General features: G+C 64.5%; 10 protein-coding genes and 1 pseudogene. 6 read left to right on the forward strand and 5 right to left on the reverse strand.

The window, feature by feature from the left end; all coding sequences use genetic code 11:
- Positions 1-509: 509 nt before the first annotated feature.
- Complete coding sequence (locus tag ABIB91_RS05645; RefSeq protein WP_157158624.1) at positions 510-875, forward strand: GNAT family N-acetyltransferase; 366 nt, start codon at positions 510-512, stop codon at positions 873-875.
- A gap of 162 nt (positions 876-1037) precedes the next feature.
- Positions 1038-1211: a hypothetical protein gene (locus ABIB91_RS05650; RefSeq protein ID WP_354159378.1), complete on the forward strand. Its 174-nt coding sequence runs from the start codon at positions 1038-1040 to the stop codon at positions 1209-1211.
- Between the two features lie 331 nt (positions 1212-1542).
- On the opposite strand, the gene ABIB91_RS05655 is transcribed toward ABIB91_RS05650, so the two are convergent.
- The 4 genes from ABIB91_RS05655 to ABIB91_RS05670 all read right to left on the reverse strand — a co-directional run bounded on the left by ABIB91_RS05655 (position 1543) and on the right by ABIB91_RS05670 (position 4374).
- Entirely contained in the window at positions 1543-1764 is a 222-nt protein-coding gene (locus ABIB91_RS05655) for a hypothetical protein (protein WP_027570257.1), read from the reverse strand.
- Positions 1765-1875: 111 nt separating this feature from the next.
- Complete coding sequence (locus ABIB91_RS05660; RefSeq protein WP_354159376.1) at positions 1876-2322, reverse strand: GNAT family N-acetyltransferase; 447 nt, start codon at positions 2320-2322, stop codon at positions 1876-1878.
- Positions 2322-3350, reverse strand: a complete 1029-nt coding sequence (locus tag ABIB91_RS05665; RefSeq protein WP_007599914.1) for a peptidoglycan -binding protein — start codon at positions 3348-3350, stop codon at positions 2322-2324. Before ABIB91_RS05665 ends, ABIB91_RS05660 begins: the two co-directional genes overlap by 1 nt.
- A gap of 4 nt (positions 3351-3354) precedes the next feature.
- Positions 3355-4374, reverse strand: coding sequence for a flagellar motor protein MotA (locus tag ABIB91_RS05670; protein WP_354159374.1), 1020 nt, complete (start codon positions 4372-4374; stop codon positions 3355-3357).
- 234 nt (positions 4375-4608) lie between these two features.
- Here ABIB91_RS05670 and ABIB91_RS05675 point away from each other — a divergent pair, with 234 nt between their 5' ends.
- The 4 genes and pseudogenes from ABIB91_RS05675 to ABIB91_RS05690 all read left to right on the forward strand — a co-directional run bounded on the left by ABIB91_RS05675 (position 4609) and on the right by ABIB91_RS05690 (position 11803).
- Positions 4609-5628, forward strand: coding sequence for an SAM-dependent methyltransferase (locus ABIB91_RS05675; protein WP_354159372.1), 1020 nt, complete (start codon positions 4609-4611; stop codon positions 5626-5628).
- A gap of 231 nt (positions 5629-5859) precedes the next feature.
- Positions 5860-7053, forward strand: a complete 1194-nt coding sequence (locus ABIB91_RS05680) for an efflux RND transporter periplasmic adaptor subunit (RefSeq protein WP_354159371.1) — start codon at positions 5860-5862, stop codon at positions 7051-7053.
- A gap of 161 nt (positions 7054-7214) precedes the next feature.
- The gene (locus ABIB91_RS05685) at positions 7215-10367 is read left to right on the forward strand and encodes a multidrug efflux RND transporter permease subunit (RefSeq protein WP_354159369.1); all 3153 of its coding nucleotides are present in this window, start codon (positions 7215-7217) and stop codon (positions 10365-10367) included.
- A gap of 298 nt (positions 10368-10665) precedes the next feature.
- Positions 10666-11803 (forward strand): annotated as a pseudogene (locus ABIB91_RS05690) (AAA family ATPase).
- A 33-nt stretch (positions 11804-11836) separates the two neighbouring features.
- On the opposite strand, the gene ABIB91_RS05695 reads toward ABIB91_RS05690, so the two are convergent.
- The gene (locus ABIB91_RS05695) at positions 11837-12622 is read right to left on the reverse strand and encodes an inositol monophosphatase family protein (RefSeq protein WP_007599929.1); all 786 of its coding nucleotides are present in this window, start codon (positions 12620-12622) and stop codon (positions 11837-11839) included.
- Positions 12623-12673: the final 51 nt, after the last annotated feature.

Below are 12673 nucleotides of genomic sequence, written 5' to 3' on the forward strand. Positions count from 1 at the left end.
GAGGCAGTCCGGACTGCCGCCCCACTCAAGGTGTCATCACCCGCGAAAGCGGGTGATCCAGTACTCCGAGACGGAAGTGATCAACCGATAAGCCGCGGCGTACTGGATTCCCCGCCTTCGCGGGGAATGACAGCGGAGGTTTTGGAAGCCGCTTCGCGCCACATCGGCTTCCTCGAACAGCACGAGCGGATCTTCCGCATCGCAAGATTGGTCGGGCTGTGTGCTTTGCCGGTGCCGGTGCTGCGACTGCGCTCGGACCAGCGAACCAGGCGGCTTCGTTTCCGCTGGCTTGCCCTTGTCGGACGCGAAGGGGACGGAGTGCCCGCCTCATCGAGGCCCGCTGCTAGGCCAGTATGAGACATCGGAGGCGGCGATGTGGTATCCGAAATCAATGCATGGAGCCAAGCCTCGTGACTTGTGTTCTCAGACCGCCAACAGTTGAGGAGCTACCTACGCTCTCGGCCTTGTGCCTTAGGTCGAAAGCTGTATGGGGCTACGGCAACGACTTCATGGAGGCCTGTCGGAGCGAACTCACCATCGAAGCATGCGAACTCCAATCCAGTTCAATTGCAGTGGCGGAAGAGAACGGCAAGATCGTCGGCGTCGCCCAAGTCAGGGTCACTGGAAGCTGGGCTGATTTGTTGAAGTTGTTCGTCGAGCCGACGATGCTTCGCGGTGGCTTGGGAATGAAGTTGTTTCATTGGGCTGCCAGCGAAGCAACAGCGATGGGTGCTCACCGCATGGCGATCGAGGCCGACCCAGATGCCGCGCCATTCTATCGACGCATGGGGGCGAAGGACTCCGGCTTTGCTCCGTCCGGCTCGATACCTGGCAGAATGCTTCCCAAGCTGATCAAGGAGCTGGGATCGATGTGAAATCGCTCGGCCTTCGGTGGCCCCGAACGGTTGGTCACGACGTTCGCGCTCAGGGTAGACGGGACTTGGCCGCTCGACCGACAAACCGCGCTCACCACCCTTAGCGGACACCAGCCTCACACGGCTCCTTAACTGAAGTGCCGTCGTGATTTGGAAACGTGCATGATTGTTCTCATCTGCCCAATCCTGTTCATCCTCCTCATCCTGTTCGCCATTCGGCAGCAAAAGCGCGGCCTTGCGGGGTGGAAGGCGGCTCTGCTTGTTGTCGCAGGTAGCGGGGTCATCGTTTTGTTGAGTTTCGGATTGCTGATCGTAGGCTTCCGCAACTTCGGATAGGACAGCCCGCGCCCCTGAGCCGAGTGGATGAACCTTGCAGTTCCCCCAGATGAGGCGCCTAATCACGTATCGCCGGCCAAAGGCTCGTCCGTAGGCGTCGGTGCCTGAGAGATGATTTGTGCTCCCGCCTCAACGGGAGTGCGCCTCATGGCCCAGCCATTCAGCAAGGAAACCCTCGAACTTTTGGAGCGGGCGCGGCGAGCGATCGATGAGTCGATGCGGCTTCGCGAAGACAGCCATCGCGCGATCCGCCAAGCCGAAAGCTGGCATTTCGAACTTGAACTCCGCTTGAGCCGAGAGCGCCTTGCGGCGAATGGGCGAACAGCGCCGCTTATCGACACTTCGGCGACAGCGCCGGCACGTTCGGCCACGGCCAGTTCTTCCAGCTCCCGTCCTCATCAACGCAGGCCGATGGCCCAAGGCCGTTCGTCGGAGCACTCGTCGTCTTGACCGGCGTGGCGAGACGCTGGTCGACATAGCTCGTCGAGACATATCCGGCGACGATGACGCCGAGCAGGACCGAAGATCCCTTGGCCAGATCGCTCAGTTTCATCGGTCATCTCCATCCGCTTGCCGGCGCAACTCCCGGGCACAACGACTAGCTGACCTCCCGGGATCCCGACGTGACGGGCGTCACGCCCGCCAGAATCAAACTCGTCAGAATCTAAGGTTGCCACATCATCTTCAGCACCGGCCGGCCCGAGGTCGGGTTCACCTCGTCGCCGGCATGCGCAAAGCCGTTGCGCTCGTAGAAGCGGATGGCGCGGCTGTTGTCCTTGTTGACGAGCAGCGTCACTCCTGTCGGCGACAGGCGCTTGGCCTCGTCCACCAGCAGCCGCGCCGCGTCCGAGCCCCAATGCGCGGGATCGACCACGAGCTGGTCGAGATAGCCGGCGCCGTCGATGGTGACGAAGCCGGTCAGTGCGCCGTCCTGCTCCGCGACCACGATCGAGGCTTTCGGCACCAGATCCTTGCGCCAGCGCTCGCGCCACCAGTCCAGGCGTGCCGCGAAGTCGATCTGCGGATAGGCCTGCTGCCAGGTGCGATGCCAGAGCTCGATCGAGGCGGCCTCGTCCTCGGGAAGGTAAGGGCGAAGATGGAGGGCGCTCACTACCGCTCCGTCAGCTTCAGCTCGATGCGGCGGTTGCGCTTGTAGGCTTCCTCGGTGTTGGCGGTGTCGAGCGGCTGGAATTCGCCGAAGCCGGCGGCGACCAGGCGCTGGGCGGGCACGCCGAGCGAGATCAGGTATTGCACCACCGAGATCGAGCGGGCGGCCGAGAGGTCCCAGTTCGACTTGAAGTTCGGACCGTTGACCGGACGTACGTCGGTGTGGCCGTCGACGCGCAGCACCCAGGGGATCTCGTTCGGGATCTTCTTGTCGAGATCGATCAGCGCGGTCGCGAGCGTGTCGAGCTCGGCGCGGCCTTCGGGCAGCAGCACCGCCTGTCCGGTGTCGAAGAACACTTCGGACTGGAATACGAAGCGGTCGCCGACGATGCGGATGTCGGGGCGGTTGCCGAGGATGGCGCGCAGGCGGCCGAAGAATTCCGAGCGGTAGCGCGACAATTCCTGCACGCGCTGCGCCAGGGCGACATTCAGGCGAGAGCCCAGATCGGCAATTCGGTTTTGCGATTCCTTGTCGCGCTTCTCGGAGACGTCGAGCGCTTCTTCCAGCGCCGCCAATTGCCGCCGCAGCGCGCTGATCTGCTGGTTCAGCACCTCGATCTGCGCCAGCGCGCGGGCCGAAACCGCTTTCTCGGAGTCCAGCGCCTTGCCGAGCTCGGAGGATTTGCCTTGCGCGTCATTGCCCGCGGCGGCCAGCCCCTCATAGAGGCCCTTGATGCGGTCGCGCTCGCTCTCGGCCGAGGCGAGGCCGGCTTTCAGCGACGAGACCTGGTCGTCCAGCGTGAGCTTGCCGAGCTTCTCCAGCGACAGCAGCTCGTTGAGCTGCGCGATCTTGGCGTTGAGCAGCTCCAGCGCCTTGTCCTTGCCGGTGACCTCCTGCGAGAGGAAGAACTGCACCACCAGGAACACCGACAGCAGGAACACGATCGACAGCACCAGCGTCGACAGCGCGTCGACGAATCCGGGCCAGTAGTTGAAGGAGGTATCGCCGCGGCGGCCGCGCGCCAGTGCCATGTCGCTACCCCTTCTCGGGCTGACGCGCGATGCGCTCCAGCAGGCGCCGGATCTCGCGGTTCTGCTCGCCCTGGCCGTCGGCCCATTCGCGGATCATCTGCTGCTCGGTCCGCATATGCGAGACCAGCGCCTGGATGGCTTCGGCGAGGCTTGCCATCGCCGCGGTGGTGCCGCGGCTGCCGCTGCCTTCCTCGAGCACCGTGCGCAAGCGCTCGACGACGGCCTGAAGCTCGCCGCTGGCAATGCCGCCGCCACCGGCGGCGACAGCCATCTCGCCGCTGCCATATTCGCGCACGGTGGTGGCAAGCCAGTCTTCGAGATCGGTGTAGAAACGGTTCTGCGCCTGGCTCGATTGCAGGTCGAGGAAGCCCAGGATCAGCGAGCCGGCGAGACCGAACAGCGAGCTCGAGAACGAGATGCCCATGCCGCCGAGCGGGGCGGCCAGCCCCTCCTTCAGCGTGTCGAACAGGGCGCCGGAATCGCCCCCGACCTTGAGCCCGTCGATCACCTTGCCGACCGAGCCGACCGTCTCGATCAGGCCCCAGAAGGTGCCGAGCAGTCCCAGGAAGACCAGAAGCCCGGTCATGTAGCGGGAGATGTCGCGGGCTTCGTCGAGGCGGGTCGCGATCGAATCGAGCAGGTGCCGCATGGTGGTCTGGGTGATCGACATCCGCCCGGTGCGCTCGCCGCCGAGGATCATCGCCATCGGCGCCAGCAGCTTGGGGTGGCGGGCGGGCGCAAGGCCGGGGTCGGCGATGCGGAAATTGTTGACCCAGGACACTTCGGGATACAGCCGGATCACCTGGCGGAAGGCCAGGATGATGCCGATGAACAGCACGCCGCCGATCAGCGCATTGAGCCCGGGATTGGCGAAGAAGGCCTGGATGATCTGCTTGTAGAGCACCACCCCCACCAGGGTGCAGAGCACCAGGAAGACCAGCATCCGCACCAGGAAGACGCTGGGCGAGGATAGCTTGGTATATTCGATGTCGAGGGAGGAGCGGGGCGAGGCGCCTGGCGGCATGGCCGGTATCATCCGTTAACTTGCTTGCGGGGCGCACTATGGCACAGCGCCCGCCCAAAAAAAGCGCCGGATGCGCCGATTTCGGGGAGAGCTGGGGAACCCAACGCTGAAACCGGGCTTTGGTAAGGACGTACTTACCAAATCGTCGGCATTCCACAGGTTCAAGTCGCACTTTCCCCCTTGGCGCCCAAGACTTGCCGTCCAAGATCTGCCGCCCAAAGACGGAGTCGTCGCATGAGCGTCGTGTCCGCGATCATCGGGACTGCCGAACGGGTGCCTTTGCCTGATGTCGTGATCCGCGCGGCGATCCAGCGCCTGTGCTCGCGCACGGTGACGCGGCTGTCCGCGCTGGGCGGGCCGGACGATGCCGCCTTCGCCGGGCGGATGATGCTGCGGCCGATCGCCGAGGACGCGGATGCCGGGCACGAGGGGGTGCCAGCTTCGTTCTTTGCGAAGGTGCTCGGTCCCAACCGCAAATACTCCTGCTGCTTCTACAAGACCGGCGCGACCACCTTGCGGGAGGCCGAGGAGGAGGCGCTGCGCCAGACCGCCGAGCATGCCGCTCTCGCCGACGGCCAGACCATCCTCGAGCTCGGCTGCGGCTGGGGCTCGCTGTCGCTGTGGATGGCGCGGCAGTTTCCGCACGCCAAGGTCACCGCGGTGTCGAGCTCACAGGCGCAGCGCGCCCATATCGAGGAAGAGGCGCGGCTGCGCGGTCTCCTCAACCTGCGCGTGGTCTGCGCGGACATCAACGTGTTCGCGCCCGACGGGCAATTCGACCGCATCGTGTCGGTCGAGATGTTCGAGCACGTGATGAACTGGCGCAAGCTGATGACGCGCCTGCGCGCGTGGCTCGCGCCGGAGGGGCGGTTCTTCATGCACATCGTCGCCCATCGCTCCGGCTCTCACCTGTTCGACCGGGCCGATCGCGACGACTGGATCGCGCAGCGCGTCTCCACGGGCGGGCTGATGCCGAGCCACCACCTCGTCAGGCAATTCGACGATATCTTCACGGTCGAGAAGGAATGGTGCTGGAGCGGCACGCATTATCAGCGCACCGCCAACGACTGGCTCGTCAATTTCGACGCGCATCGCGATGCCATCGAGGCGGCCTTGCGCAACGTCCATGGCGAGGAGACGGCCCCGCGAATGCGGCGCTGGCGCTGGTTCTTTCTCGCGACCTCGGGCCTGTTCGGCTACGCCGACGGAACCGAGTGGGGCGTCAGCCACTACCGGATGAGGGCGGCGGCGTAATTGCGATGTTCCGTCGCAGCATGCGGCGGTGGAACCGGACTCACAATCGGGTGAGGCGCGAAAAGCGTACTGAAGTCAGCACCATAGACCGTGTGACATTGGGCCGCCCGCAAGGTGCGTTGCGTCGCAGCACGTCCCCTCTATTTTGGCGGCATCAGCCGCGTGTCACGGCCCAGAACGGGCCTCGCGCGGACCGTGATCAGTTTCAACAATATCGGGGCACTTAACTTCATGTCAGGACTTCGCGCGCGATCGGCATGCGTTGCAATGATGCTCGCGGCCTTTACGCCGCTGTTGGCAGGCTGCGACGAATCCAGTTCCGCCATTTCAGCCGCCCAGCCCAACGACCCCGACGTCAGCATCGTCATCGTCAAGCCGCAGCCGCGCGCCGTTGTGCGCGAGCTGCCGGGCCGCATTGCGCCGACGCGCGTCTCCGACGTGCGGCCGCGCGTGTCCGGCATCGTGGTCGAGCGTCTGTTCCGACAGGGCAGCGAGGTGAAGGCCGGTGATCCGCTGTACCGTATCGATCCGCGTCCGTTCGAGGTCGAGGTGATGGCCAACGACGCCGCGGTCGCCAAGGCCGAGGCCGCGTTGATGCAGTCGCAGCAGCAGGCGCGCCGCATCGCCACGCTCACCAGCCAGCGCGCCGCGCCCGAAGCCGAGAACGAGAAGGCGATCGCGGCCGAGCGCCAGGCTCATGCCGAGGTCGAGGGCCGCAAGGCCGATCTCGCGCGCGCCAAGCTCAATCTCGACTATGCCACCGTACGCGCGCCGATCGACGGCGTCGTCGGTGCGGCCCTGGTCAGCGAGGGCGCGCTCGCGGTCCAGAACGAGACCAATCTGGCCACGATCCAGCAGCTCGATCCGATCTATGCGGATTTCACCCAGTCGGTGAACGAGCTCAACCAGCTCCGCCGCGCCTTCGAGAGCGGTGACCTCGAGCGCATCGCGCCTGACGCCGCCAAGGTGCATCTCGTGCTCGACGACAACACCCTCTACTCCCTCGACGGCAAGTTGCTGTTTTCGGATGCCAAGGTCGACGCCAATACCGGTCAGGTGACGTTGCGCGGCGAGTTCCGCAACCCCAAGCGCGAATTGCTGCCGGGCATGTATGTCCGCGTCCGCATCGACCAGGGCCTCGATAGCGATGCGATCGCGGTGCCGCAGCAGGCGATCCAGCGCAATGGCGGCGGCGGCAGTGAGGTGTTCGTCGTCAAGGACGACAACCACATCGCGGTACAGCCGGTGCGCACCGGCTCGGTGCAGGACGGAATCTGGTTCGTCACCGACGGGCTGAAGGCCGGCGACAAGGTCGTGGTCGAAGGCTTCCAGAAGTTCGCCGCCGGCGACAGGGTCAAGCCGCAATCCTGGTCGGAAGCGGATGCGACCGCCGACAACCGGCACGCCCAGAAGCTGATGCGGTAACGTTCGGGCGTCGCGACTGTCTTGATCCCTCATCCTGAGGAGCCCGCAAAGCGGGCGTCTCGAAGGATGGCCACGGGCGAGAGCCGGGCCTTCATGGTTCGAGACGCGCTTCGCGCTCCTCACCATGAGGGACTAGTGAAACAACGAGGTTAAAAGCGGTAATGGCGAGCTTCTTCATCGACAGGCCGATCTTCGCCTGGGTCGTCGCGCTGTTCATCTGTCTGGTCGGCGCAATTTCGATTCCGCTGTTGCCGATCGCGCAATATCCGATCATCGCGCCGCCCTCGATCTCGATCTCGACCAGCTATCCCGGCGCCTCGCCCGAAAACCTCTACAACAGCGTCACGCGGCTGATCGAGGAGGAGCTCAACGGCGCCTCCGGCATCCTCAATTTCGAATCGACCAGCGACTCGCTCGGCCAAGTTGAGATCATCGCCAATTTCGTGCCGGGCACCGATACCAGCGCCGCCTCGGTCGAGGTGCAGAACCGCATCAAGCGCGTCGAGGCGCGGCTGCCGCGCGCGGTGATCCAGCAGGGCATTCTGATCGAGGAAGCCTCCAGCGCGGTGCTCCAGATCATCACGCTGAACTCGACCGACGGCAGCCTGGACGAGGTTGGCCTCGGCGACTTCATGATCCGTAACGTGCTCGGCGAGATCCGCCGCATCCCCGGCGTCGGCCGCGCCACGCTGTATTCGACCGAACGCAGCCTGCGCGTCTGGGTCGATCCGGCCAAGCTGGTCGGCTATGGCCTGACCGCCGACGACGTCAACAAGGCCATTGCCGCGCAGAACGCGCAGGTCGCTTCCGGCAGCATCGGCGCCGAACCGTCGACCTCGACCCAGCGCACCTCCGCGCTGGTGCTGGTCAAGGGCCAGCTCTCGTCCCCGGATGAATTCGGCACCATCATCCTGCGCGCCAATGCCGACGGCTCGACCGTGCGGCTGCGCGATGTCGCGCGCATCGAGGTCGGTGGCCTCAGCTACCAGTTCAACACCCGTCTCGACGGCAAGCCGACCGCCGGCCTCTCCGTGCTGATGTCGCCGACCGGCAATGCGCTGGCGACCGCGAGCGCCGTCGAAGAGAAGATGAAGGAACTGTCGCGCTTCTTCCCGGCCAATATCGGCTACGAGATTCCCTACAACATCACGCCCGTGGTCGAGGCCTCGATCAAGAAGGTGCTGTCGACGCTGGTCGAAGCCATCGTGCTGGTGTTTGTGGTGATGTTCCTGTTTCTGCAGAACATCCGCTACACCATCATTCCGACCATCGTGGTGCCGGTAGCGCTGCTGGGCGCCTGTACCACGCTGCTGCTCGCCGGCTACTCCATCAACATGCTCTCGATGTTCGGCATGGTGCTCGCGGTCGGCATCCTGGTCGACGATGCCATCGTCGTGGTCGAGAACGTCGAGCGCATCATGGCCGAGGAGGGGCTACCGCCGAAGGAAGCGACGCGCAAAGCGATGTCGCAGATCACCGGCGCCATCATCGGCATCACGCTGGTCTTGATGGCCGTGTTCGTGCCGATGGCGTTCTTCCCGGGCTCAGTCGGCATCATCTACCGCCAGTTCTCCGTGACCATGGTCGCCGCGATCGGCTTCTCCGCCTTCCTGGCACTGTCGCTGACGCCGGCGCTGTGTGCGACGCTGCTCAAGCCCGTCGCTGCCGGCCACGGTCACGCCAGGAAGGGCGTGTTCGGCTGGTTCAACCGGATGCTCGAGGGCGGCAAGGAGGGCTATTCCCGCACCGTCGGTTTCTCGCTGAAGCGCACCGGCCGCTTGATGCTGGTCTATGTCGCGCTGCTCGCCGGCCTGTCCTGGGCCTTCGTTAACCTCCCCGGCGGCTTCCTGCCCGTCGACGACCAGGGCTTCGTCACCACCGACGTGCAGACGCCGTCGGATTCGTCCTACGGCCGGACCGAGGCGGTGATCGAGAAGGTGGAAAAATATTTGGCGCAACGGCCGGGCGTCGACAACGTCACCTTTCTTACCGGCTTCAGCTTCTCCGGCCAGGGCATGAACACCGCGCAGGCCTTCATCACCTTGAAGGACTGGTCGGAGCGCGGGCCGAAGGATTCGGCAGCGGCGATCGTTGCCGACATCAACCGCGATCTGTCGTCGTCGATCCGCGACGCAAAAATCTCCGCGCTGCAGCCGCCGCCGATCGACAATCTCGGCAATTCCTCGGGCTTCTCGTTCCGGCTCCAGGACCGCGGCCAGAAGGGCTATCCGGCCTTGATGCGCGCCGCCGATCAGTTGATCGCGGAGGCCAATGCAAGCGCTGTGCTTCAGAAGGTCTATGTCGAAGGCCTGCCCGAGGCCGGCGTGGTCAACCTCGTGATTGACCGCGAGAAGGCCGGCGCCTTCGGCGTCACCTTCGAGGACATCAACAACACGATCTCGACCAATCTCGGCTCGAACTACATCAACGACTTCCCGAACCGCGGCCGCATGCAGCGCGTCGTGGTGCAGGCCGATGCCCGCGACCGCATGCGGACCGAGGACATCCTCAATTACAACGTCAAGAACAGCCGCGGCCAGCTCGTGCCGTTCTCGTCGTTTGCCACCGTGGAATGGGCGCGCGGACCGACGCAGATCGCCGGCTTCAATTATTATCCGGCGGTGCGCATCTCGGGCGAGGCGAAACCCGGCTTCACCTCGGGCGATGCCATCGCCGAGATGGAACGGCTCGCAGGCAAGCTGCCGCGCGGCTTCGGCTATGAATGGACCGGGCAGTCGCTCCAGGAGAAACTGTCGGGTTCGCAGGCGCCGTTCCTGCTCGGGCTCTCGGTGTTCGTGGTGTTCCTGTGCCTGGCCGCCCTTTACGAGAGCTGGACCATTCCGCTCGCGGTGCTGCTCACCGTGCCGCTCGGCATCGTCGGCGCGGTGGTCGCGGCGATGCTGCGCGGCCTGCCCAACGACGTCTATTTCACCGTCGGCCTGATCACCATCATTGGCCTTGCGGCCAAGGACGCGATTCTCATCATCGAATTCGCCAAGGATCTGCGGAAAGAAGGCAAGCCGCTGGTGGACGCCACCATCGAGGCCTGCCGCCTGCGCTTCCGCCCGATCCTGATGACCGGCCTCGCCTTCATCTGCGGCGTGCTGCCGATGGCCATCGCCCATGGCGCCGGCGGCGCCAGCCAGCAGGCACTCGGCAGCATCGTGATGGGCGGCATGATCGCGGTGGTGATCCTGGCGCTGCTGATGGTCCCGGTGTTCTTCGTCTCGGTGCAACGCGTGCTGGGCGGGGATCGGGAGAAGGTGGCGAAGGAGGCCGAGATGTACGGGCCGCCCGCGCCGGCCAAGCTGTAAGGTGAGGTGTCATGCCCCGCCTAGTGCGCAATTGCGCACGGGGGGCGGGGCATCCAGTACGCCGCGGCCTTTCCGTACCCAACAGATGTCTCTGGAATACTGGATCATCCGCCTTCGCGGATGATGACAGTCGGGTTTGGAGCGGCCGCCTTCGCCCGCTGGTGAGAGTCGGCCACTCAACGCCGGATCGCTCGGCTTGATTTCTCGGAGGCCTCAATCCAGACTGCATCCCTGGATTGAACAACGTATTCGCACCACGCCGCGAATACCCTGGCATCCCGCCGATTGAGAGCACGTCATGCGTCCGACCGAAATTGCGATCTCGAACTATCGCTCCATTCGGCGGCTCTCCATACCCATCCATCCCTTGTCGGTGTTTGTCGGTGAAAATGGCGTCGGCAAATCCAATCTCTACAAGTCCTTGTCGCTGCTGCGCGACGCGGCGACCGGTCAAATTACCCGCACGATCGCCGATGAAGGCGGATTGAATTCGGTCTGCTGGTCCGGCATTCGCAAAAAAGGCGAAGACGGGCGGCTGCGGCTGTCGGCGACATTCGACAGCATGAGGTATTCCATCGAGCTCGGGTTTCCGAGCCCGCTTCAGGCCGCGTTTTCCGGCGAGCCGATGATCAAGGCTGAAACGATCGAAACGACACGCGGCAAACGCAGGGTCAAGCTGATGGAGCGGATCAATTCGCTCATCAGCGTCCGTGGCGAGAGCGGCGCCTGGAACGCTCACAAGGATGCGGTGCTGCCGTCAGAGACCGCGCTTGCGGCTTTTTCCGATGGCAAGTCCGGAAATCGACCTGATCAGAAATGCGATGCTGGGCTGGCGATTCTATCATGACTTCCGCACCGATCCGGCGTCACCGATACGAAAGCCTTGTCTCGCGATCGCGACGCCCTCGCTCAGCGCCGATGGAATCGATTTGGCGGCCACCCTGGCGACCCTCTATGTCATTCGGGAAGACGCCAACGACCTGCAGGACGCGATCCAGGATGCATTCCCGGGTGCCGAACTCCGCGCATGGGAAGAAAATGGCAGGTGTGAATTCGATCTGCAATTGCCGGATATGCCGCGGCCGTTCAGGGCGCATGAACTATCCGATGGGACGCTGAAATACATCTGCCTGCTCGCGGTGTTCATGGGCTATCGGCTGCCGCCGTTCATTGCGCTGAACGAACCCGAGACCAGCCTGCATCCGTCGCTGCTGGCGCCGCTGGCCCGGCTCATCGCCAAGGCATCACGCCGCGCCGACATCTGGATCGTCACCCATTCGGAACAGTTGATGGACGCGCTGCGAAGCGAGAGTTCGGTCCCGCTCCGCCGGGTGATCAAGTCGAAGGGCGCCACGGCGATCGAGGGCCTGACCATCGGCGGTGAATATCGCGACGACGAGGACGACGAGGAATCCGACGAGGACGACGATTCTTAACCGTCGTAGATCGCGCCGTCGTGCTACTGCGGCCTACTTCCGCAAAATCTTCGCCAATTCCCCGTGCACGAACTCATTCCCGCACACGACATTGCCCGTCACCAGGGCATCGCCCGGCGTGTCGATGTCGGTGATCGTGCCGCCGGCCTCGCGCAGCATGATCATGCCTGCCGCGATGTCCCAGGATTGCAAATTGCGCTCCCAATAGCCGTCGAGGCGGCCCGCGGCGACGAAGGCGAGGTCGAGCGAGGCGGCGCCAAAGCGGCGCAGGCCGGCGACGCGCTCCTGCATCGCGGTCATCTCGCGGCGGAATTCCTCGTGGTCGCCGCGGCCGATATGAGGCAGGCCGCAGGCCACCACGCATTCGTTGAGCTGGCGGCGGCCGGCCACGCGCAGGCGCTGGTCGTTGAGGAAGGCGCCCTTGCCGCGCTCGGCGATGTAGAGCTCGTCATTGGCGGGGTTGTAGATCACACCGGCGATGATCGTGCCTTCGCGCGACAGCCCGATCGAGATCGCGAATTGCGGGATGCCGTGCAGGAAGTTGGTGGTGCCGTCGAGCGGATCGACGATCCAGGTGTGGCTCTTGTCGGAGCCCTCGCGCGTGCCGCCTTCCTCGCCGATGAAGCCGTAACCGGGCCGCGCCTTTGCGAGGTCCTGGTAGAGGATCTCCTCGGCGCGCTTGTCGGCCAGCGAGACGAAATTCGCCGGTCCCTTCAGCGAGACCTGGAGATGCTCGATCTCGCCGAGATCGCGCTTGAGGCTGCGGCCGGCGCGGCGCGCGGCCTTGACCATGACGTTGATAGTTGCGGAATACAGCATGAGCTTCCGGTCTTGATCGGGGGAAATGGCGCGAAATCGCGCCTGTTTGAG

This window comes from Bradyrhizobium sp. JR4.3 (assembly GCF_040547695.1).
GTDB lineage: Bacteria > Pseudomonadota > Alphaproteobacteria > Rhizobiales > Xanthobacteraceae > Bradyrhizobium > Bradyrhizobium canariense.